The 20,753-nt window shown below is 71.2% G+C and carries 20 protein-coding genes; 11 read left to right on the forward strand and 9 right to left on the reverse strand.

The window, feature by feature from the left end; translation table 11 throughout:
• The first annotated feature begins 23 nt into the window (after positions 1-23).
• Together ABT061_RS21400 and ABT061_RS21405 are read left to right on the forward strand one after the other, a co-directional pair.
• Positions 24-812 (forward strand): ABC transporter permease, encoded by a 789-nt coding sequence (locus ABT061_RS21400; protein WP_350920398.1) that lies wholly within the window; start codon positions 24-26, stop codon positions 810-812.
• Positions 813-815: 3 nt separating this feature from the next.
• Positions 816-1,565 (forward strand): ABC transporter ATP-binding protein, encoded by a 750-nt coding sequence (locus tag ABT061_RS21405; RefSeq protein WP_350920401.1) that lies wholly within the window; start codon positions 816-818, stop codon positions 1,563-1,565.
• A gap of 27 nt (positions 1,566-1,592) precedes the next feature.
• Here ABT061_RS21405 and ABT061_RS21410 read toward each other — a convergent pair whose 3' ends face one another.
• On the reverse strand, positions 1,593-2,072 hold the full coding sequence (locus ABT061_RS21410) for a hypothetical protein (protein ID WP_350920404.1): 480 nt from the start codon (positions 2,070-2,072) through the stop codon (positions 1,593-1,595).
• A 104-nt stretch (positions 2,073-2,176) separates the two neighbouring features.
• Here ABT061_RS21410 and ABT061_RS21415 point away from each other — a divergent pair, with 104 nt between their 5' ends.
• Positions 2,177-2,731: an MFS transporter gene (locus ABT061_RS21415; RefSeq protein ID WP_350920407.1), complete on the forward strand. Its 555-nt coding sequence runs from the start codon at positions 2,177-2,179 to the stop codon at positions 2,729-2,731.
• Positions 2,732-2,772: 41 nt separating this feature from the next.
• Positions 2,773-3,516: a YcnI family copper-binding membrane protein gene (locus ABT061_RS21420; protein WP_350920410.1), complete on the forward strand. Its 744-nt coding sequence runs from the start codon at positions 2,773-2,775 to the stop codon at positions 3,514-3,516.
• Positions 3,517-3,713: 197 nt separating this feature from the next.
• On the opposite strand, the gene ABT061_RS21425 is transcribed toward ABT061_RS21420, so the two are convergent.
• Genes ABT061_RS21425 through ABT061_RS21435 form a run of 3 tightly spaced genes read right to left on the reverse strand, consistent with a single transcriptional unit; the run spans position 3,714 to position 6,833 of the window.
• The gene (locus ABT061_RS21425; RefSeq protein ID WP_350920412.1) at positions 3,714-4,691 is read right to left on the reverse strand and encodes an ABC transporter permease; all 978 of its coding nucleotides are present in this window, start codon (positions 4,689-4,691) and stop codon (positions 3,714-3,716) included.
• Positions 4,678-5,697: an ABC transporter ATP-binding protein gene (locus ABT061_RS21430; protein ID WP_350920415.1), complete on the reverse strand. Its 1,020-nt coding sequence runs from the start codon at positions 5,695-5,697 to the stop codon at positions 4,678-4,680. Before ABT061_RS21430 ends, ABT061_RS21425 begins: the two co-directional genes overlap by 14 nt.
• A 5-nt stretch (positions 5,698-5,702) precedes the next feature.
• The gene (locus ABT061_RS21435) at positions 5,703-6,833 is read right to left on the reverse strand and encodes a LolA family protein (protein WP_350920418.1); all 1,131 of its coding nucleotides are present in this window, start codon (positions 6,831-6,833) and stop codon (positions 5,703-5,705) included.
• Between the two features lie 205 nt (positions 6,834-7,038).
• Here ABT061_RS21435 and ABT061_RS21440 point away from each other — a divergent pair, with 205 nt between their 5' ends.
• The 3 genes from ABT061_RS21440 to ABT061_RS21450 all read left to right on the forward strand — a co-directional run bounded on the left by ABT061_RS21440 (position 7,039) and on the right by ABT061_RS21450 (position 10,711).
• Positions 7,039-7,713, forward strand: coding sequence for a response regulator transcription factor (locus ABT061_RS21440; protein ID WP_326640903.1), 675 nt, complete (start codon positions 7,039-7,041; stop codon positions 7,711-7,713).
• A gap of 1 nt (position 7,714) precedes the next feature.
• Positions 7,715-9,151: a sensor histidine kinase gene (locus tag ABT061_RS21445; RefSeq protein ID WP_350920421.1), complete on the forward strand. Its 1,437-nt coding sequence runs from the start codon at positions 7,715-7,717 to the stop codon at positions 9,149-9,151.
• 141 nt (positions 9,152-9,292) lie between these two features.
• Entirely contained in the window at positions 9,293-10,711 is a 1,419-nt protein-coding gene (locus ABT061_RS21450) for a pyridoxal phosphate-dependent decarboxylase family protein (RefSeq protein WP_350920424.1), read from the forward strand.
• A gap of 9 nt (positions 10,712-10,720) precedes the next feature.
• On the opposite strand, the gene folP is transcribed toward ABT061_RS21450, so the two are convergent.
• Together folP and ABT061_RS21460 are read right to left on the reverse strand one after the other, a co-directional pair.
• A complete protein-coding gene (gene folP / locus ABT061_RS21455) occupies positions 10,721-11,554 on the reverse strand; it encodes a dihydropteroate synthase (RefSeq protein ID WP_350920427.1) in 834 nt (277 codons plus the stop codon).
• A 97-nt stretch (positions 11,555-11,651) separates the two neighbouring features.
• A complete protein-coding gene (locus tag ABT061_RS21460; RefSeq protein WP_030909189.1) occupies positions 11,652-12,521 on the reverse strand; it encodes a LysR family transcriptional regulator in 870 nt (289 codons plus the stop codon).
• A gap of 757 nt (positions 12,522-13,278) precedes the next feature.
• Between ABT061_RS21460 and ABT061_RS21465 the strand changes: the two genes are divergently transcribed.
• A complete protein-coding gene (locus ABT061_RS21465) occupies positions 13,279-14,952 on the forward strand; it encodes an LCP family protein (RefSeq protein WP_350920430.1) in 1,674 nt (557 codons plus the stop codon).
• 99 nt (positions 14,953-15,051) lie between these two features.
• Here the strand turns inward: ABT061_RS21465 and ABT061_RS21470 are convergent, their stop codons facing one another.
• Positions 15,052-17,106: a spermine/spermidine synthase domain-containing protein gene (locus ABT061_RS21470; protein ID WP_350920433.1), complete on the reverse strand. Its 2,055-nt coding sequence runs from the start codon at positions 17,104-17,106 to the stop codon at positions 15,052-15,054.
• A 170-nt stretch (positions 17,107-17,276) separates the two neighbouring features.
• Here ABT061_RS21470 and ABT061_RS21475 point away from each other — a divergent pair, with 170 nt between their 5' ends.
• From ABT061_RS21475 to ABT061_RS21485, 3 genes are all read left to right on the forward strand, one after another.
• The gene (locus ABT061_RS21475) at positions 17,277-18,635 is read left to right on the forward strand and encodes a S8 family peptidase (RefSeq protein WP_350920435.1); all 1,359 of its coding nucleotides are present in this window, start codon (positions 17,277-17,279) and stop codon (positions 18,633-18,635) included.
• Positions 18,636-18,941: 306 nt separating this feature from the next.
• Positions 18,942-19,433 (forward strand): nitroreductase family deazaflavin-dependent oxidoreductase, encoded by a 492-nt coding sequence (locus ABT061_RS21480; protein WP_350920438.1) that lies wholly within the window; start codon positions 18,942-18,944, stop codon positions 19,431-19,433.
• Between the two features lie 81 nt (positions 19,434-19,514).
• Positions 19,515-19,748 (forward strand): hypothetical protein, encoded by a 234-nt coding sequence (locus ABT061_RS21485; protein WP_350920441.1) that lies wholly within the window; start codon positions 19,515-19,517, stop codon positions 19,746-19,748.
• A 90-nt stretch (positions 19,749-19,838) separates the two neighbouring features.
• On the opposite strand, the gene ABT061_RS21490 is transcribed toward ABT061_RS21485, so the two are convergent.
• Both ABT061_RS21490 and ABT061_RS21495 read right to left on the reverse strand, forming a co-directional pair.
• Positions 19,839-20,300: a PPOX class F420-dependent oxidoreductase gene (locus tag ABT061_RS21490; RefSeq protein WP_350920638.1), complete on the reverse strand. Its 462-nt coding sequence runs from the start codon at positions 20,298-20,300 to the stop codon at positions 19,839-19,841.
• The gene (locus ABT061_RS21495; RefSeq protein WP_350920443.1) at positions 20,255-20,665 is read right to left on the reverse strand and encodes an ABC transporter permease; all 411 of its coding nucleotides are present in this window, start codon (positions 20,663-20,665) and stop codon (positions 20,255-20,257) included. Before ABT061_RS21495 ends, ABT061_RS21490 begins: the two co-directional genes overlap by 46 nt.
• Between the last annotated feature and the right edge of the window lie 88 nt (positions 20,666-20,753).

A 20,753-nucleotide genomic window follows, 5' to 3' on the forward strand; every position in this document is an offset into this window, starting at 1 on the left:
AGGACCACCGGGACGAGCGGCCGATGGTGAGGACCTACCTCCTGCTGGCCTGGACCTGGCTGAGAGCCTCGGCACAGTACCCGGGGCCACTGATCATGATGGTGCTGGGCTCGTTCGCGGTCAACGCGCTGGACGTGGCGGCGATCTTGGTGATCTTCGAGCACACCGGGTCGCTGGGCGGCTTCGGCCTGGCCGAGGTGATGTTCCTGTACGGCACCTCCGGCCTGTCCTTCGCCCTGGCCGACATGCTCTTCGGCAACGTCGACCGGCTCAGCCAGCACATCAGGAGCGGCAGCTTCGACACCATGCTGATCCGCCCGGCGAGCGCCTTCACCCAGATGGCCGTCGACCGCTTCAGCGTGCACCGCTTCGGCAGGACGGCACAGGCCGCCGTCGTGCTCGCCGTCGCCCTGCCCCAGCTCGGCCTCGCCTGGAGCAGGATCTGGATGATCCCGCTGATGATCCTGTGCGGGGTCGTCATCTTCGCCTCGGTCTTCACCCTCGGCGGCGCCATGCAGTTCCTGCTGACCAACGCCCCCGAGGTGGCCAACGCCTTCACCTACGGCGGCAGCACCCTCACCCAGTACCCGCTGAGCGTCTACGGCTCCGAACTCGTCAAGGGCGTCACCTTCGTCGTGCCGCTGGCGTTCGTGAACTGGCAGCCCGCGCTGTTCGTGCTCGACCGCGAGGACCCCTTCGGCCTGCCGTACTGGCTCCGTTTCGCCTCGCCCCCAGCGGCCGTCGCCCTGGCCGCCGTCGCCGCCCTGGCCTGGCGGGCGGGCATCCGCCGCTACCGCTCGACGGGAAGTTGACACATGATCGAACTCGACCGGGTCGGCCGCTCGTTCACCGTGGGCCGCCGCAGGGCCAAAAAGACCGTGCACGCCGTACGGGATCTGTCGTTCAGCGTGGAAGCAGGGGAGTTCGTCGGCTACCTCGGCCCCAACGGCGCGGGCAAGTCCACGACCATCAAGATGCTCACCGGCATCCTGGCGCCGACCTCCGGCAGCATCCGGGTGGCCGGGCTCGATCCGACGCGCCGCCGCACCGCGCTGGCACGCAGGATCGGGGTGGTGTTCGGCCAGCGGACGACCCTGTGGTGGGACCTGCCGCTGCGGGACAGTTTTGAACTGATCCGACACCTTTACAAAGTAGATCAAAAAGACTTCCGGCGACGGCTGACCGAGCTGACCGAACTCCTCGGCCTCGCCGGCTTCATGGGCACTCCGGTCCGCCAGCTCAGCCTCGGCCAGCGCATGCGCGGCGACATCACCGCCGCGCTCCTGCACGACCCCGCCGTGCTGGTGCTCGACGAGCCCACGATCGGCCTGGACGTGGTCAGCAAGGCCGCCATGCGCGACTTCCTGCTCCGCCTCAACGCCGAACGCGGCACCACCGTCCTGCTCACCACCCACGACCTGGGCGACATAGAGAAGCTCTGCCGCCGCGTCATGCTGATCGACCGCGGCAGCCTGGCCTTCGACGGCACCCTCGACGACCTGCGCGCCACCGCCCCAGGGGAGGCCTCCATGGAGGATGTGGTCGCCCGCCTCTACTCCGCCTGACCTCCGGGAAGGCCGGTGGCCGGAAGCTCAGCGATAGTCCTGCTCGCCGGATTCCTCGTACTCCTCCTCGTCCCGGAACCGCGGCGCCCAGCGGGAGGGCATCAGCACCGGCAGGAACAGCAGGACGCCGAGGAGGGCGTAGACACCGGTGGTCAGCAGCAGGCCCATGCCGCGACCCGCCTGCAGGAGCAACGGGTGGAAGGTGGGGTCGTCGGGAACCAGCCCCATGGCGCGGCGAACGTCCAGGGCGTAGACCACGGTCCAGGCCAGCAGCACCATCGACGGGACGAAGGTGGCCAGCGGGGAGACCCGGCCGGCGACCACCAGGCCGACCAGGAGGCCGATCGCGGCCATCACCCCGAGGGCGATCCAGACCTTCGAGCCGCTCTCCGCGGGAACGGGAAGGGGCGCCAGGCTCGCCCCCGCCTCCTGCACCGCCCAACCGGCGCCGAAGAGCAGCACCGCCGCCATAACCAACCCGACAAGCACCCCAAAAACGTGCCGCATCCCTACCACCTTGGATTGAAGGATCTGTCAGGATCGCGGCCACCATAGCGACAAAAATCTTAAAACGGCAGACATCTCAGAGGCGTGAGAGCATATGGGGCACCATGCGCGCCCGTCTCCCATTACGCCTCACGCGCGCGGCCGCCTTCTCGGCCGTCTGCGTGACGCTCGCCGTCCTCGGCCACGTGGTCGCGGGCGGTTCCGGGCCGGAGCCGTGGGCGGTGGCGAGCGGCGCAGCCGCGGTCATGGCGGTGAGCGTGCTGCTCGCCGGGCGCGAGCGGTCCACCGTGGCGATCAGCACCGTGCTGTCCGTCCTGCAACTGTCCTTGCACGAGTTGTTCCTCCTCGGTGACGCCACCGGGATTCCAGTGGCCCCGCACCCGCACGTCAGGGGGCTGGGCGAGAGTCTCGGCATGCTCGTCGCGCACCTCACCGCGACACTGGTCACCGGATGGTGGCTGGCCCGCGGCGAGACCGCCCTGTGGGCGCTGCTCCGCTCGGCCCGGCACCGCCTCGGCGCGATGTTCCGGCTGCTGCGGCTCCCGGCCGCGGCCGCGGCTCCGCCGCGTCCCGCCCGCACCCCGGTCACGCCCGTCTTCGCGCGCGCCGTTCTCCGTCACTCCGTCAGCCGGCGTGGTCCTCCACTCCCCGCCGCCTGACCCACCCCCGAAATCCTGAAATCCCGAAGTGGAGAACCCCCATGCCGCTTTCCCATGCCCGCCGTCTGGCCACCGTCACCGCCGGTGTCACCGCCCTCACCCTCGGTCTCGCCCTGCCCGTCCTCGCGCACGTCACCATCAATCCCAACAGCGCCCAGCAGGGCGGCTTCACCAAGGTCGCCTTCCGGGTCCCGAACGAGCGTGACGACGCCTCCACGAACAAGCTGGAGGTGACCTTCCCCGTCGACCACCCGCTGGCGTTCGTCTCGGTCAAGCCGGTACCCGGCTGGAAGGTCAAGGTGGTCGAGGGCAAGCTGCCCAAGCCGGTCACCACCGAGTACGGCGAGCTCACCGAGGCGGTCACGAAGGTCATCTGGTCGGGCGGAAAGATCGAACCCGGCCAGTTCCAGGAGTTCGAGGTGTCCATGGGCAAGCTGCCCACCGATACCGACCAGCTCATCTTCCCCACCACCCAGACCTACACCGGCGGCGAGGTCGTCAAGTGGGCGGACGAGCCCAAGACCGACGGTTCCGAGGCCGAGCGTCCGGCCCCGGTGCTGAAGCTCACCCCCGCCTCCGCCGAGGGTGACGGTCACGGCGCCGCCGCCTCCGCGACGCCGTCGGCCGTGGCCGTACCGGCCGCGCCCTCGGTGGCCCCCGCCGCCTCCGCGTCCGAGGGCTCGGACGGAACCGCCCGCCTGCTCGGCGGGGCCGGCCTGGTGCTCGGGCTCGTCGGGACCGTGGTCGGCGCCCTCGGCCTGCGCCGCGGCGGCCGCGCCTCCTGATCCAGTGCGAGACGGCCCCGGAGAGCAGCTTTCCGGGGCCGTCTCGTGTGCTCCGGCGGAACGGGCGAGTCAACGATCTTGCCGGCGAGTCGAGTACGCCACCGTACTCGACTCGCACCCGAGCGACCTGCGCCACCGCGAGCTCGCCCTGGTCTGGCACGAGAGCCTGCGGCGGGCGGGCGTGGCCGCGCCTGAGCTCAGGCGGTGATGTCCTTGCCGGTGAAGCGCGCCCAGGCGATGGAGCAGAAGACCGCGGCGTAGGCGGCGAAGACCAGCAGGCCCTGCCCCATGTCGCCGGTGGCCACCGGGTCCCGCAGAACGCCGTCGAAGCCGCTCCACCACTCGGTGAGCAGGTACGGCTGGAGCGCGGACAGCTGCGGAACGGCCCGCAGGACCTGGGCCACGATGACGATGACCACTGTCGAGGCGATGGCTCCGACGGACACCTCGGTCAGAGTCGACAGGGCCAGTGCGATGGCGGCCAGGGCCGCCATGCCGGCGGTGACGTACAGCACGACGACGCCGATCCGCAGCACCCCGTCGAGGAAGGGGATCGTCCCTCCCGACAGCAGCGTGATCGGGCCCGCCGGGAACAGCACCAGGCCGGCCAGGAGCGCGGACAGCGCCACCGCGGTGACGGCGGCCAGGCAGAAGAGGACCACGGTGGCGTACTTGACCGCCAGCAGGCGGGTCCGGCCCGCCGGGGCCGCGAGCAGGTAGCGCAACGTGCCGATGCCCGCCTCCCCCGCGATCGAGTCCCCCGCGACGATCGCGACGGAGACCGGCAGCATCAGCTGCACCAGCAGCGAGAGCGCGGCGAAGGTGAGGAACAACCCGTTCCCGGTGATCTGCTCGAAGATCGCCGGAGCACCGGTCCCGTCCCCGCCGGTCCCGGCGAACATCCGCAGCGCGATGCCGATCAGCACCGGGATCACGGTGAGCACCCCGAGCATGGCGAGGTTTCTGGGCCGCCGGAACGTCAGGCCGACCTCCGAGCCGAGCAGCCGCAGCCACGCCCTGGGGGCGCTCACCGCCCGCGGCGGGGGAATCGGGCGCCCACCGGCGACCTGACCCGCCGTCATGACCGGGTCCCTCCCCTGGGCCGGGTCCTGGTCAGGGATGGCGCGTGTGACGTTCTCGGTGGACACGGCTTCCTTTCCGCTAACCGTCGACATCGAATCCCTCCCCGGTCAGGCCCACGAACACGTCCTCAAGAGTGGGTCGCTGGACGGCCAGGCCGCGGACGGCGACGCCACCGGTGACCAGCGCGGCGCATACCTGCTCCGGCAGGCCGGCTCCCAGCGCCGCGCTGACGTCGCCGTCACCGAGACGGATCTCCGGCAGGCCGAGCCCGGCGAGCACCGCCGCCGCCTCCTCGATGTCGGGGGTCTCCACCCGGATCCTGACCGTCTCCGATGCCCTCAGGTCGGCGATGGGTCCCTGCGCGACCAGCCGTCCGGCCCGCATGACCGCGACGTGGGAGCACATCTGCTCCACCTCCGCCAGCAGGTGGGAGGAGACGAAGACGGTGGTCCCCTCGGCGGCGATCTCCTTGACCAGGCCGCGCACCTCACGGGTGCCCTGCGGGTCCAGCCCGTTGGTCGGCTCGTCGAGGATCAGCAACTCCCTGGGGCCGAGCAGGGCGGCGGCGATGGCCAGCCGCTGGCGCATGCCGAGCGAGTAGGCCCGGTAGCGCTTGCCCGCCGCGGCGGCCAGGCCCACCCGTTCCAGCGCGAGTCCGATCCTGGCCGAGACGGTGCGCGGGTCGGCCGACGGGTCGGCGGCGTCATAGCGGCGCAGGTTCGCCTCGCCCGACAGGTAGGGGTAGAAGGCCGGCCCTTCGACCAGCGCTCCCACCCTCGACAGCACGCCGCCCACCCCGCCGGGCATCGGCGTGCCGAGCAGCCGCCACTCGCCCGCCGTCGGCGCCACCAGGCCGAGCAGCATGCGGATGGTGGTGGTCTTGCCCGAGCCGTTGGGGCCCAGGAAGCCGAACACCGACCCGCTGGGCACGGCGAGGTCGAGGGCGTCCACGGCCACCTGCCCGCTCCCGAACCGCTTGGTCAGCCCGCTGGTGACGATGGAGAGCTCCGCGCCGGGCGCCTCTCTCCGGGCACCGCCCCCCGGATCCCCGACACGGGATCCGGGGACGTCCACCGCGAGCCCGGCGTCTGTCGGCATCCGGCTCATTTCCGACCGGCCGCCTCGGACAGTTTCTCCGGGGTGACGGCGCCGACCAGCAGGCGGCCGTCGTCGGTCAGCAGCGCGGAGACCAGCTTGGTCTGGATGACCTTGCCGCTGCCCCAGGTCCCACTGATCGGCTTGGCCGACTTCAGCAGGGCGTCGCCGATCGCGCCGACGCCCGCTCCCGCGGATTCCCCGCCCTGGCCCGATCCCTGGCCGGTGAGTTCCTGCTCGGAGACGGGGATCACCGCGACCGTGGTCCAGCCGTCGCCGACGGTGCTGATCTCGCCCCTGAGCTTCTCCGCGTCCTCGAGGTTCTCGTCCTGCTCCGGCCGCTGCTCCTTGAGGATCTCGGCGATCGACGTCTCCTCGACCTTGGCGCCCGCGGGCGGGGTGAAGGTGAAGTTCTCCGCGGCGGGCGGGGAGAAGGTGACCGAGGTGAAACCGACCTCGAAGGCTGGCTCGGTCGCGCTCCTGGCGTAGACCTGGACCCGCAGCGGGACCAGGGTCTCCCCGTCCAGCGCCAGCTTGACCTCCTTGACCAGGGACGAGGTGTCCTTGGGCGCGAACGCGAGCTGGTAGGCCGCGCGGTCGGCGACCTTCTCGGTGTTGCTCACAGTGACCACCGTGTCGGCACCGACCCGCTGCAGCAACTGCTGGGCGAGCTGCTGCGGCGTGGTCGCCGTGGGCAGCGCCTCGTGGGCGCGGGCCGCCTCCTCGCCCTGTTCCCCGCTCCCGGCCTTGACCCGGGTGGCCTTGTTCTCGTCGCTCTGCCACAGCCAGATCTGGTCGCCGTTGGTGATCAGGTCGGTCTCGCTCATCCGGCCGGGAAGGGCGAAGCGGACCTTGTCCGCCCCTCCGTACCAGACCCTGAGCTCGTGCGAGCCCGAGAGCAGGGCGACGGGCGAGGACCCGCCCATGCCCGGCACCTCCGGCAGTCCCGGCAACCCGAGTGAGGCGGTCTGCATGACGGTGCCCGACATGGGTTTCAACCCGGCGCGGCCGGCCTGGGCCGCGCTCGCGAGCAGTTGCTCGGCGGTACGCTCGGGCAGGACGGGATCCCCCTGGACGGCGGCGATGACCGGCCCGGCTCCGATGGCTCCGGCGATCACCGCGATCGTGGCGGCCGGCACGGCCCACCTCACCGCGCGTCCACGTCTCGCTCGTTCTGACATCTCATTCCTCCACGCTATGCCGTCAGTGCCTGTGAACAGCAGCCTGCGGGACGGCTCCTGTGCCGAGGCTGAGACAGACTGAGAGGGCTCACAGGATTCTCAGCCACCTCTCAGGCCGGGTGGTCGAGGATGGGAACGTCCAAGGTGAGAGAAGAGGTGGATCATGCGGGTTCTCGTCGTGGAGGACGAGCGGCGGATGGCCGCGGCCCTGCGGCGGGGGTTGCAGGCCGAGGGGTTCGTGGTCGACCTCGCGCACGACGGGGAGGACGGCCTCCACCAGGCCAGGCACGGCGAGTACGACGTGATGGTGCTGGACATCATGTTGCCCAGGATCTCCGGCTACAACGTCTGCAAGCAGCTGCGGGCGGAGGAGAACTGGGTGCCGATCCTGATGCTGTCGGCCAAGGACGGCGAGTACGACATGGCCGACGGGCTCGACCTCGGTGCCGACGACTACCTGACCAAGCCGTTCTCGTACGTGGTGCTGGTGGCCAGGCTGAGGGCGCTGCTGCGGCGCGGCGCGCACCGGCGCCCGTCCGTGCTGAGGGCCGGAGACCTGGCACTGGATCCGGCGCGGCGGCGCGTCACCAGGGGCGAGACGCCGGTGGAGCTGACGCCCAGGGAGTTCGCGCTGCTGGAGTTCCTGATCCGCCACCACGACGAGGTGGTATCCAAGACGGAGATCCTGGAGCACGTCTGGGACACCTTCGACACCGACCCCAACGTGGTCGAGGTCTACGTCGGCTATCTGCGGCGCAAGATCGACGTGCCGTTCTCCAGGAACGCGCTGCAGACGGTGCGGGGAGCGGGATACCGGCTGGCCGGCGACGGTGGCTGAGATGGCGGCTGCTCCCGCGCCCCGGCCCCGCCAGGCTCCTCCGGCCGACCCGCCCCCGGCGACCGGCGCGACAGCGGGGGGAAGGCGTCGCGCGGTCGGCCTGTGGCGGCGCCGGAGCCTGCGCTTCCGGCTGACCGCGGTCGCCTCGGCCGTGCTGGCGGTGGCACTCGCGGTCTCGGCGTACGTGATGATCGGCGTGCTCCGCAACGCGCTGCTGAGCACCATCGACGACTCGATCTACCAGCGGGCCAGGGAGACGGTCTCGCTGGCCGACGCCGAGCGGCTGCCCAACGAGGTGACCTCCCCGGACGGCACGCTCCTGCAGGTGATCGACGGCGCGGGGCGGATCACCCACACCACCGCCGGCACCGACCGGCTGGTGCCGCTGCTGAACGCCGCCGACCGGGCCGAGGCGATCTGCGCGGCCGAGGCGCGTTTCCTGGACGGGAAGCCGTACGGCATCCCGCACGTGCTGCGAGTCCGGGTGCTCAGTGCCGACGGGGGAAGGACGGTGATCGCGGCGCGCCCCTTCAGCGAGGTGCAGACCAGCATCTCCACGGCCGGGCACGTGCTGCTCGTCGGCACGCCGCTGCTGCTGATCCTGCTCGCCGGGGTCAGCTGGGTGATCATCGGCGGGACCCTGCGGCCGATCACGGCACTGCGCCGGGGCGCGGAGGAGATCACCGACACCGCTCGCTCCCATCGCCTGCCGGTGCCCGAGGCACGCGACGAGGTGCACAGTCTGGCCACGACGCTGAACGCGATGCTGGCCCGGCTGGAGAAGGCGGACATCCGGCAGCGTGCCCTGGTCTCGGACGCGGCGCACGAGCTGCGCAGCCCGCTGGCGAGCATCCGGCTCCAGTTGGAGGTGGCGCTCGGCCATCCCGGAGGGCAGGACTGGCAGGAGACGGCCGAGGGCGTGCTGGAGGACACCATGCGCCTGTCCCGGCTGGCCGAGGACCTGCTCGCGCTGGCCCGCCTGGACGAGCGCGGCGGCACACCGGCGCGCAGGGAGCCGGTGGAACTGGACCAGCTGGTCCAGCAGACCGTCGAGCGGTACGGCCAGGCCGTCACTGTGAAGATCGACGACGGCCCGATGGTGACGACGGGGGACGCGCTGGATCTGGGACGGGTGCTGGTCAACCTGGTCGACAACGCGCTGCGGCACACCCGCACCGTTGTGCGGGTCGAGTTGCGGGACGAGGGAGCCGACGCCGTGCTGACCGTCACCGACGACGGGCCCGGCATTCCCGAGCCCGACCGGGAGCGGGTGTTCGACCGGTTCACCCGGCTGGACAGCGCGCGCAGCCGCGACGAGGGCGGGGCCGGCCTTGGCCTGGCGATCGTGCGCGAGACGGTGCACGCCCACGGCGGCGCGGTCCACCTGGAGGACGCCTCACCCGGTCTCCGGGCGGTTGTGCGGCTTCCCCTGTCCTGAGCGGGGCCTGTCAACCGTCTCCTTGCCACCGGATTCCCCGGCGCCACGATCCGTATGATCCTGGGGTACTCCCCTGCGGCCTCTGCGGGCCGCGTCCCTTCCGGCACGCGAGCCGTGCGAGCCGTCCCCCCGAGGAGACCGATGAGCCTGCCTGACAAGGGCCGCAGCACCGAGGAACTGCTCGCCGAGATCACCCGCCTCAAGCGGGACGACCTGCCGGTGCGCGGCGGCAAGGTGACCGCGTACGTCTACGACACCGGGCGCCCCGAGGTGCACGAGGCCGCCGCCAGGGCCTACTTCGAGATGCTTGAGGTCAACACCCTCGACCCGACGGCGTTCCCCAGCGTCGTGGAGATGGAGAAGCAGGTCGTCGGCGCGGTCGCCGAGCTGCTCGGCGGGGGTTGCGGCATCTTCACCAGCGGCGGCACCGAGTCGATCATGCTGGCGGTGAAGGCGGCCCGGGACTCCGGGAAGACCGAGGGCCGCCCCCGGATGGCGGTCCCGGTGACCGCGCACCCGGCCTTCCACAAGGCCGCGCACTACCTGGGGGTCGTGGTGGACGCGGTGCCGGTGGACCCGGTGACCTTCCGGGCCTCCCCCGCGGCCGTCGAGGCCGCGATCAGCGAGGACACCGTCCTGGTGGTCGCCTCGGCTCCGTCCTACCCCCAGGGCGTGATCGACCCGATCTCCGAGATAGCCGCGATCGCCGCCGCGCGCGGCGTGCCATGTCACGTGGACGCCTGCGTGGGCGGGTGGCTGCTGCCGTGGCTGCGCGAGGCCGGGGCGAGTGTTCCGCCCTTCGACCTGTCGGTTCCCGGGGTCACGTCTCTCTCGTGCGACCTGCACAAGTTCGGCTACTCCCCCAAGGGCGCGTCGGTCGTGCTGTTCGCCGACCCGGCACTGCGGCGCCGGGCGTACTTCGCCTCGGCGTCGTGGCCCGGCTACACGGTGATCAACGCCACGGTGCAGAGCTCGAAGTCCGCCGGCCCGCTGGGCGGCGCGTGGGCCACCTTCCAGGCCCTGGGCAGGGAGGGCTACCTGGAACTCGGCCGCACCACCCTGGCGGCGGCCCGCATGCTCCGCGAGGGCATCGCGAAGATCCCGGGGCTGCGGGTGCTCGGCGACCCCGAGTCCGCGCTGGTCGCCTTCGGCTCGGACGAGGTGGACGTGTTCGTACTGTCCGACGAGGCCAGGAAGCGGGGGTGGTTCCTGCAGCCGCAGCTGTCGTACGCGGGTATCCCGGCCAACATCCACATCACGGTGACCGGGGTGACCCTGCGGGGTGTCGAGGCGATGCTGGAGGTGATCGCGGAGGCGGCGGAGGCGGCCCGCGGGCGCGGCCCCGCGCGGTTGCCCGAGGGGCTGGTGGAACTGATCGCGGAACTGGACCTGGACACGCTGGACGACGAGACCTTCGGCGAGCTGGCGGCCTCGGTCGGGGTGGATCTGGGCGGTTCCGGCCAGCCGGAGATGGCCGTGGTCAACGCCGTCCTGGACGCCCTTCCCGCCGACCGCCGGGAGGCGATCCTGATCCGCTTCCTGTCGGTCATCTACTCCTGACGCGCCGCGTCATCGCCGGAGCCTGGCGACGGTCGCCAGGGCGGCGCGGGCGGACGCGGCGTCGTGGACCCGGAACACCCGGGCGCCCTGCCAGGCGGAGACCGCCAGCGTGGCCATGGTTCCCGCGTGGCGCTCGTCCACCGGGAGCCCGCCGAGGGTCTCACCGACGAAGTCCTTGTTGGAGACCGCGACGAGCACCGGCCAGCCGGTGCCGACCATCTCGTCCAGGCGACGGCTGATCTCCAGGGAGTGCCAGGTGTTCTTACCGAAGTCGTGCGCCGGGTCGATGAGGATCGACTCCCTGGACACTCCCGCGGCGACGGCGCGTTCGGCGAGGTCGACGGTGTAGCCGATGACGTCGGCGACCACGTCGGCGTAGGCGATGCGGTGCGGGCGGGTGCGGGGGGCGACCCGTCCCGCGTGCGCGCAGACCAGGCCGATGCCGTGCTTGGCCGCGACGGATGCCAGGTTGGGGTCGACCCCGCCCCAGGTGTCGTTGAGCAGGTCGGCGCCCGCCTCCGCGACGACCTCGCCGACCTCCGCACGCCAGGTGTCGACGCTGATGATGAGCCGGGGGTGGCGCCGCCTGACCTCGGCGACCAGGTCGGCCACCCTGCGGATCTCCTCCGCGGGGTCGACCTCGTCACCGGGACCCGCCTTGACGCCGCCGATGTCGACGATGTCCGCGCCTCCGGCGACGGCGCCGTCCACCGCCTCCAGGGCCGCCGCGAAACCGTAGGTCCTTCCCCGGTCGAAGAAGGAGTCGGGGGTGCGGTTGACCACCGCCATGATCGCGAACTCACCGGGCCGGAACTCACGGCCTCGCAGGTGCAGAGTAGTCATCGAGACCGAGCCTATAGCCCGGTGTCGGAGAGGACGGCGCTCCCACCTGCGCCGCCTCTGGGGGAAACTTGGGGAAAACTGACGAGCCTCGGGGCTCCTACGCGGCCGACCCACTTTCGGCCACGGACAGGAACTCCTGGGCGATGGCGGGCAGCCGCCGTCGCGCGTGAACGATGGCGATCACCCGGCGGACCGAGGGATCGAGGGTGCGGACCACGAGTCCGGCGCGGGCGGCCTGCTCGGCCATCCCCCGGTACCAGAGCATCGAGGCCGTACCCGAACGGACGGTGCTCAGCCAGTTGCCTCGCTCGTCGAGCTGCGTCGCCACCACGGGGGCCACACCGTGCTTGGCGAAGAGCGCGTCGAACTCCCTGCGCCGGGAGCTGCCGGGAACCGGCAGTACCAGGCGCATGCCGTTGAGTCTCCTCACCGGCACCGGGTCGGGCAGGTCCACGCCGGGCGGGGAGATCAGCACGATCTCCTGGCGCTCCAGCGGGTGGCTGACCAGATCGGTGGGGACGGGCAGGTCCGTCAGGCCGAGGTCGGCCCGCTGGTCCCTGATGGCGCTCACCACGCCGTCCCGCCCGTCACAGCGGACAATCTGAATGCGTACCCCGGGGTGTTCCGCGGTGTACGCGGGGAGAAGGCGTCCGGCCAGCCCCGGTTCGAGGCTGGGTATCGAGGCGATGCGGAGCTCCGCCTCGGAGGTGTGGCCGTGCGTGGACAGTGCCTCGATCTCGCGAACGGCATCGAGTGCCTCCCTGGCCAGCTTGACCACCCGGCGCCCCTGTGCCGTGACGACCACGCCACGTCCGGAACGCGCGAACAATGTCATCCCGAGCTCTCGTTCCAGATCCCTGATCGCACGGGAGAGCGCGGGTTGTGCGATGTACAGCGATCTGGCCGCGTCGGTCATGGTGCGATGCTCCGCCGTCGCGACCACATAGCGGAGCTGCTGCAGATTCATGACTTGAAGCTAGGTCACGAGCCCCGGATCGGTCCGGCACATCGCGGAGATCACCTCGGCTGATTTCGGAATGTAATCGAACGCAGCGACATCCGTGACGGATGATAAATCAGTATGCTTACGCCCCAAATTTGGCAAAGGTCCGGGCCTGTAGCGCAGACCGGGGGCTCAGGTTCGCGGGGAGACAGCTTGGCAGCCAGCGAACGACCCCCTCCGCCGACGACGGACAGACCACATCCGGCACCACCCGTAAGGGCGGCTCAGGGCCGCCCTCGGCCTGCACCGCACCGGCCCGGGAAACCCCGCCCCCACCTCGCGGCACCCCCGTGACCAGGGTTTTCCGGTGAGCGACGACCGGCACCCGCACCGGCCGCGAGAAGAACGGGGCATGGCGGTGCGACATCCGGCCGGCACCGGCCCCGTACTGGCGTCATAGGTTAAGAGACCATTTACCGTAGATTGGCTATCTGTCTGTCATGTCCAGGTATGGGGACTAGAATCCTGGCAAATTCCGTTCAATCGGGGAGCCTTGGCTGTTTTGCCAGGTGGACCGGGGCAAAACGTAGTAGGAAGCGGTGTGACGATGCACCTTGGGCAAGACTCGGGGGATCTCGCCGGCGAAAGCGGGAAACGGCGCCCCCGGCGCCGCGGCGGGAGCCGCGGCGGGGGCTCCGGGGCGGGCTCCGGTGCGAGCCACGGCGGCGCGCAGGGTCCGGCCGAAACGCAGGCCCCCCCTCCCGCGCCTCAGGTCCACAACGTGTCCGACGGCGCCCAGGGTGCCCCCGGCGGGCGGGGGACGCTCCCCCCGCAGGCTCAGCCCGGCACGCAGGGTCTCTCCGACGGACAGGAGACGCTTCCTCCACAGGGCACGCGCGACGGGCAGGGGACACCCCTCTCGCCCGCCGGGGCGGGTCCGGGGCCCGCCGGACCGTCCCGCCCGGCCGGGGGACGGCCCCGCTTCGCCAGGCCGCTGACGGTCGGCGCGCTCATCGGCTGGACCGCGCTGTCGGTGATCCTCCCCGGTGCGGCGCACCTGCGATCGGGGCGCCGCCGCGTCGGATACATTCTGCTAACGATCTTCGGCGCGTTACTGCTCGCCGTCCTGGTCGGCGCGCTCATCCTCAGCGGCGAGGGGAACGCGGGCTTCGTCGCCCGGGACAGCACACTGATGACCGGGGCGGCCCTGGCCATCGCCGGCGCGATCGCCTGGTTCCTGCTGGTGCTCTTCTCCTACATCTCCCTGGGACCGCAAAGGCTCAGCGGCAGGGGACAGATCGTGTCGGGCATCGCGGTGGGCGTGCTGTGCGTGTCAGTGATGGCGCCGTTCGCGTTGACCGCGAGCACCGTGCTGACCCTCAAGGAGGCGGCCAACACCATCTTCGAGAGCAACGCGGGCAATCCCACCGCCGCCCCCGTCAAGCACGAGGATCCGTGGGGCGGGCGCGATCGGGTGAACTTCCTGCTCATCGGCGGCGACGGGGCCGGGAACCGGGAAGGCGTGCGGACCGACAGCATGAACGTGGCCAGCGTGCACGTCGCGACCGGCAACACCGCCATGTTCAGCCTTCCCCGTAACCTCCAGCACGTCCGCTTCACACCGGGCACCCCGCTCGCCAAGCAGTTCCCCAACGGCTTCATGCGCGAGTTGCCGAACGGCGGCCTGCTCAACGAGGTCTGGCAGTACGCCGAGGACCACCCCGAGGTCGTGCCCGGCAAGAAGACGGGGCAGCGAGGCCCCGCGGCGCTCATGGACGCCATCGGCTACACGCTCAACCTGAAGATCGACTACTACGCCCTGGTGAACATGTACGGCTTCGCTCACCTGGTCGACGCCATCGGCGGCCTGAAGATCAAGGTGGAGCACGACGTCCCGTGGGGCGGCCTCTACGGCACCGCCGGGACCATCAAGGCCGGATACCAGAAGCTCACCGGCGAGGAGGCGCTCTGGTACGGGCGTTCCCGCGTCGGCAGTGACGACTTCTCCCGGATGGCCCGCCAGCGCTGCGTCATCGGCGCCTTCGCCCAGCAGGCCACCCCCTCGGTGGTGCTCACCAACTTCGCCAAGATCGCAGGTGTGGCCAAGAAGTCCGCCAAGACCGACATTCCCCGCGAGTTGCTTGAGCACATCACCGAACTGGGGTTGAAGGTCAAGGACGCCAGGATCGTCAGCCTCCAGTTCGTGCCGCCGGAGTTCTACACCGGCTCGCCGGACTGGCAGAAGATCCGTACCGCGACCGCCAGGACGCTGCGCCAGTCGGTGCGGCCCGCCCGCCGCCCCCAGGCCGCGGGTGTGACCGCCTCCCCCGGCGCGAGCGGCGCGACGCCCACCGCCACGCCCAAGCCCTCCAGGAGCACGGCGGTCCAGCCGAGCAACACCCCCACCCAGAACGGCAAGTCCGCCCAGTCCCTGGACGAGGCCTGCGGGTTCTGACCGCGGATCACCCCGCGCGGTACGGCCGGTCCTCCCCGGGGAGGACCGGCCGTACCTCTCTGTCGAACCGGCGCCCGCCGGGACCGTCGCGCCCCCGGCTCAGCCGGTCCCGACGGTCCTGGCGGTCCTGGGCAGCAGGGCGAAGGCGCCGAGATAGATCAGGCCCGCCACGATCAGCAGTGCCTGGTAGCCGATGACCAGCGCCAGATACTCCAGGCAGCCGCCGACCATCGCGCCCAGCAGGTTGGCGCCGAAGGACACGGTGGCGTCGGCGGAGTCGGCGAAGCGCTTGGCGAACACCACGTTGGCCGCGAAGATCGGCAGGAACGCCACGACCACGGCGACCACCGCGCGCAGCGGCAGCGGCAGGCCCAGCAGCCAGGAGTTGGGCACCAGCCAGGCCAGGACCAGCCCGGCGAGCAGCACGCCGTACATCACGGGTAGAGACGGCACCCGGAAACGGCGGGTCACCTCCACCGCGGCGAGCACGGCGACCAGCACCCCGCCGAACACGATCGCGTTCACCACCCAGGTGGTGCCGAACAGCAGCGCGAACCCGGTGACGCTCTTGGTCTCCAGCAGCAGGAACGCCACGCCGAGCAGGAAGAGGTCGGCGTACGGGCGCATCCGGCGGTACGGGCCGGCGACGGCGCGGACGGCGAGCAGGCTGACGAGGAGGATCAGCCCGAGGGTGATGATGTAGATCTGCGGGATCGTCTGGTCCTTCAGGTAGAGGAAGGGCCGGTCGTCACCGGTCGGCGGCGGGGTGTCGGCGGTCGCCCCCGCCCACTCGGAGCCGCACCGCTGCGCCTCGGTGGTGAGACCCGCGGTGATCACCGCCTGCTGGCCGGTCTCGCTGACGATGTCGACGCAGGGCTTGTGGCCGAAGGCGGCCTGCATGGTGGAGCCGAGGCGGTCCACCAGCCAGGTCTCGCGGTAGTAGTTGTACATCGAGAAGGCGCCACCGGGCTTGAGGTGGTCCCTGGCGGCCTCCATCGCCTGCTGGGTGAACAGGTAGCTCTCCAGCCGCAGCGAACTCGCCCCGGAGACCAGGGTGAGCGAGTCGGGCAGCGCGAAGAGGATCAGGTCGTACTTGCCGGAGGTCCTCTCCAGGAAGGCGCGGCCGTCGGTGACGTGGGTGGTGACCCGGGGATCGTCGTAGGGCCTGTCCGGGTGGTAGGAGCGTCCGAGTTCGAGCAGCTTGGGGTCGATCTCCACGGCGTCCACGTGCTTGGCGCCCTTGGACAGCGCGATCGACACGTCGGTGCCGCTGCCCGCGCCCACGATCAGCACGTCGTCCAGCTTGCCGGAGGCCGCCCGCTCGTACGGCAGGGCGTACTGGCGCTCCCACTCCAGGCGGCTCTTGGCCGGGGTGGCCTGCTGGTGCGGGATGCCGTTGACCTTGATGTCCATCAGTGGCACGTCGTTCCAGTAGCCGCGCACGTAGGTCACCTTGTAGTAGGGCGACCACAGCGCCCCGGCCGTCAGCGTCTCCATCGCGAGGGCGCCGACGATGACCAGCGACGGGACCAGCAGCGCCACGCGGGCCCAGACCCTGCGGGGCCAGAGCAGCACCGCGTAGGCGATCGCGGCGATCGTGCCCCACACCACCGGGGGCGCGCTGAGGAACGACAGCGCGGTGAACAGCCCGATGCCGCTGAGGCTGCCGATCAGGTCGTAGCGGTAGGCCTCCAGCCGTTCGAGTTCGGGGAAGCACCGCCCGACCAGCTCGGCCGGGCCCATCAGCACGATCGCCGCCGCGGCGAAGATCACCGGCAGGATCAGCCAGGCGGGCGGCCCGCTCTCGCTCAGGCTCGTCCAGTACAGGACGCCCTCGGTCTGGCGGTCCACGGTCACCGGGAAGAACAGCACGACCAGGACCAGGACCGCCAGCACGATCGGCGAGTAGTAGGGCTGCCGGGTGCTGCGCCCCACCCGCAGGAAGCCGAGCCCGATGCCGAGGAAGGATCCCAGCAGGACGAAGTTGGTGAAGTAACTGAGGTGAACGATGTTCGACCCGGTCCACCGGATCAGGGCCAGTTCCAGGAAGAGCATGAAACCACTGGCCACGATCAGCCTGGGACGGGTGCCCAGCCAGTGCGTGTGCCGGACATCGGAATGGGAGGTTGGCGTCGTCTCCGCCGCTGCGGTCATGCCGTCCAACGCTAGTGACCGGTACTCGCTCAGGGAAGGAAATCCACGCCCACCATTTGCACCGATTGGACACTTGAAACCTGATAGGGGGCGGTTTCAACGGCTGGACGCGCTCGAGGTGAATGCAGGAATGTGGTGAAGTCCGATCCCCCCGAGTACCGGTGGTGCACATGCGAGTCCTGCTCCAGCTCCGCCCCTCTCCCGACGTCGTCGCGGCCGTGGCCGACCCCTCGGTGAGCACGGCGGCGGCCGACGTCGCCGACCTGCTGCCCGGGGTCGTCGTGGACCCCTCCTTCTCGCCCGTCGTCGTACCCCGCCCGGTGCCCGGCGCCGGAGGCGACCCGCTCTCGCTCAACCAGCCGCTGACGTTCTCCTTCGCCGCCGACGAGGCCTCCGTCCTGGTCCGCGGGGAGATCTCCGACGACGAGACATCCACCCGGATCACCCTGCTGCCCACGCTCCGCCCCGACGTCGTGGGGGTCTTCGCCGACCCGGTGATCGAGCGGGGCCTCACCTGCGGCGGCACGCCCCCGGTGGGCGACTGGCGCGACGTGGAGCGACTGCTCCACGTCACCGAGCTGGCCGGTGACGGCCTCGACGGCTCGGGCGTCGCGCTCGCGGTGCTCGACACCGGAATCAACTCCGCGCACGTCGCCCGGCACCTCGGCCGCGATGTCACCGTCGACGAGCGGCGCAGCTGGAAACCGTCGGGGGTGCAGGGCAGGGCGGGTGAGTTCCCCGTCGACCACGGCACGATGTGCGCCTTCGACGCGCTCATCGCCGCCCCGAGGGCGTCACTGATCGACGTGCCGGTGCTGCTCTCCCGGCGCCCCGGCGGCTCGGCCCTGGACGGCCTGCTGTCGGACGCGGTGGCGGCCTTCGCCCACCTGCGCACCGTCCTGGAAGCCCAGCCCGCCGCTTCGCGGTCCCTGGTCGTCAGCAACAGCTGGGGCTCCTTCTCTCCCAGCTGGGACTTCCCCGTCGGCCACCCCGGCAACTACTCCGACAATCCGGCCCACCCGTTCAACCTGATCGTCTCCAGCCTGGAGCGGGCGGGCGCCGACGTGCTGTTCGCCGCGGGAAACTGCGGGCGCGACTGCCCCGACGGCCGGTGCGCGTACCCGGACCGGCCGATCACCGGCGCCAACTCCCACCCGCGTGTCCTGTCGATCGGCGGCGTCGACACCCGTGGCGAGCGGGTCGGCTACTCCTCCCAGGGGCCGGGCCGCCTCGTCGCCCGTAAGCCGGACCTGTGCGCCTACACCCACTTCTCCGGCTCCCGGGCCTTCGGCGACGACGAGGCGGACTCGGGCACCTCGGCCGCGTGCCCCGTCACCGCCGGCCTGGTCGCGGCCGTGCGCACCCGGTGGTCCTCCTCCCGCCTGTCCCCCGCCCAGCTGCGCACCCTGCTCCGGCGCACCGCCGACGACCGGAGCGACATCGGCTTCGACCACGACCACGGCTACGGCGTCGTCGACGCCGCCGGGATCCTCGCCTCGCTGCGCCGCCGCGCCGAACGCGTGTCGTGAGGTCATGCTCCCGATCACCGTACGGCTCGGCACCTGGGGCCGCCGGAGAAGGAGAACCCGGGAATCGAGCCGTACGGTCCCCCGGCCGGCCTTTCGCCCGGGGGCCGCCGCGCAGGCGGCCGAACCACGCCTGACTCGTCAGGACCCCGGCGCCCCGCGCGGCGAAGCCCCGATCCATGAAGAAGTCGTGGACGCCGGGCTCGGGCGTCCTGCTGCCGGACTCCCGCACTCGGGGGTTGACCTAGCGCTTGCTACGTCTTACGGTGGGGCGCACGCCGGATCGGGGCGAGAGATTGCGAGATCGCTGTGGGCCGACGCCTCATCGGGATGCTCAGGCCGTTCGTCCAGTGGCTGTCGGCGACCGACGCCTTCGCCAGGATCGCCCCCGGGATCGTGCCCAGGATGGACCGGGCCGCGCACCGCCTGACCCGGGGCAGGGTCGTGCTGAGCGACCAGATGCTGCCCACCCTCATCCTCACCACGACCGGCAGCAAAAGCGGCGAGCCGCGCGTCGCGCCGGTCTCCTGCCTGCCCGAGGACGACGGCGGCTTCCTGCTGGTCGGCTCCAACTTCGGCCGCCCGAACCACCCCGCCTGGAGCGGCAACCTCATCGCGACCCCGGAGGCCACGGTGAGCTTCCGGGGCCGGGTGTCACCGGTCACCGGCCGCCTGCTGACCGGCGACGAACGGGCCGACGCCTGGGCACGGCTGGTCGGGGCCTGGCCGGTCTACGACCGCTACACCGAGCGGGCGGCCGACCGCGAACTGCGCGTCTTCCGCCTCTCTCCTCGCCTCTGACCGGCCACGCCCACGGCGCCGTCGACACTCCCGGGATCCTCGCCTCGTTGCGCCGCCGCACCGAGCGCGTACCGTGAGGTCATGCTCCTGATCACCGTACGGCTCCCGCCCGACGCGACGCTCGCGCAGGCCATGCGGCATCTGGGACTGCCCAAGGAGGAGGTCGACACCGGCTACGGCCTGGTGCTCATCGACCCCGATCAGGGCCTGTACGGGCTGCGGGTGACCGAGGCCGCGGCCCGCCGTGTGGACCCCGCGGCGGGCGAGGGCCCCTACGCCGACCCGAGGATCGAGCCGTACGGCCCCCCGGCCTGAGGTCCCCGGAGGTCGTCGTGCCTCAGAGCCGACCGGGGTCGCGGCGCGTGCCGCCGGACCGGCTCGGCCACCTTGGGATCATGTCCGTAGTCAGGCATCGGCCACCCCTTTGACGTCGCGGGCGCGGTAGGTGTCCTCGATGGTCGGGCCACTCTCCAGGCCCCAGCTGACGATCCGCGCCGGGTACAGCAGGATCCGCGGCCGGTCGCCCGGGACGGCCTCGGCGCGGCCCCGAACCTCCACGCCCCGAGGCCGCCACGGCGGCAGTACGTCGTCGACCACCAGGGCCGCGCGGCCGGTGCGCACCACGTCCCTGAACTTCTTGGACCTGCCGAAGTCACGACCGCTGATCTCGATGACCTGGCCCGTGCCGTCGAGGGACCAGCCGACCGGCGCGACGTGCGGCATGCCGTCCGGCCCGACGGTGGCCAGCCGCCCGAGCAGAGGTTCGCCGCGCAGGTAGGCGAGTTCGAGGTCGGTGAAGCGGCATCCGGCGGCCTCGACGGTCAGGCGTTCTCGCGGTTGAAGACGCGGGTGCCCACCGAGACACAGAGCACGGAGAGGACCGCAGTCACGGCGACGCCCACGACCACGGTCATCGTCGCGTAGTGGCCGACGAACAGCTCACGTATGGCCTCCAGCACGTAGCGGAACGGTGTGAGGCGTGACAGCGCGTCCAGCCAGCCGGGCGCCATCGACATCGACAGGAACACACCGGACAGCAGGACCAGCGGGACCACCGCCGTGCTCATGACCGGCGCGAACGCGTTGGGGTCCATGACGAGCGCGATCGCGTTTCCCGCACCGTTGGGACCGAGGAACCCGACAATCTCCCTGGTCTCCATGGTGCGGGAGCGCGGGCAGGGAGAGATCGCGCTGGAGGCACTGCGCCGTGACTTTCTCGACGCGCTAGACACGCGGCACCATCGCTATGGCTTCCACGAGAGCAGTGACGCCTTCACCCGGATGGTCGCCGAGAGCCCTTCACTCAACGCCCGGATCAGA

This window comes from Streptosporangium sp. NPDC002544, from assembly GCF_040295965.1.
GTDB lineage: Bacteria > Actinomycetota > Actinomycetes > Streptosporangiales > Streptosporangiaceae > Streptosporangium.

Bases quoted from the DNA above. Each gene is read 5' to 3' on its own strand.
- ABT061_RS21400 (WP_350920398.1), top strand. From the start codon at position 24: ATGGTGAGGACCTACCTCCTGCTGGCCTGGACCTGGCTGAGAGCCTCG.
- ABT061_RS21405 (WP_350920401.1), top strand. From the start codon at position 816: ATGATCGAACTCGACCGGGTCGGCCGCTCGTTCACCGTGGGCCGCCGC.
- ABT061_RS21410 (WP_350920404.1), bottom strand. From the start codon at position 2,072: ATGCGGCACGTTTTTGGGGTGCTTGTCGGGTTGGTTATGGCGGCGGTG.
- ABT061_RS21415 (WP_350920407.1), top strand. From the start codon at position 2,177: ATGCGCGCCCGTCTCCCATTACGCCTCACGCGCGCGGCCGCCTTCTCG.
- ABT061_RS21420 (WP_350920410.1), top strand. From the start codon at position 2,773: ATGCCGCTTTCCCATGCCCGCCGTCTGGCCACCGTCACCGCCGGTGTC.
- ABT061_RS21425 (WP_350920412.1), bottom strand. From the start codon at position 4,691: ATGTCGACGGTTAGCGGAAAGGAAGCCGTGTCCACCGAGAACGTCACA.
- ABT061_RS21430 (WP_350920415.1), bottom strand. From the start codon at position 5,697: ATGCCGACAGACGCCGGGCTCGCGGTGGACGTCCCCGGATCCCGTGTC.
- ABT061_RS21440 (WP_326640903.1), top strand. From the start codon at position 7,039: ATGCGGGTTCTCGTCGTGGAGGACGAGCGGCGGATGGCCGCGGCCCTG.
- ABT061_RS21445 (WP_350920421.1), top strand. From the start codon at position 7,715: ATGGCGGCTGCTCCCGCGCCCCGGCCCCGCCAGGCTCCTCCGGCCGAC.
- ABT061_RS21450 (WP_350920424.1), top strand. From the start codon at position 9,293: ATGAGCCTGCCTGACAAGGGCCGCAGCACCGAGGAACTGCTCGCCGAG.
- folP (WP_350920427.1), bottom strand. From the start codon at position 11,554: ATGACTACTCTGCACCTGCGAGGCCGTGAGTTCCGGCCCGGTGAGTTC.
- ABT061_RS21460 (WP_030909189.1), bottom strand. From the start codon at position 12,521: ATGAATCTGCAGCAGCTCCGCTATGTGGTCGCGACGGCGGAGCATCGC.
- ABT061_RS21470 (WP_350920433.1), bottom strand. From the start codon at position 17,106: ATGACCGCAGCGGCGGAGACGACGCCAACCTCCCATTCCGATGTCCGG.
- ABT061_RS21475 (WP_350920435.1), top strand. From the start codon at position 17,277: ATGCGAGTCCTGCTCCAGCTCCGCCCCTCTCCCGACGTCGTCGCGGCC.
- ABT061_RS21485 (WP_350920441.1), top strand. From the start codon at position 19,515: ATGCTCCTGATCACCGTACGGCTCCCGCCCGACGCGACGCTCGCGCAG.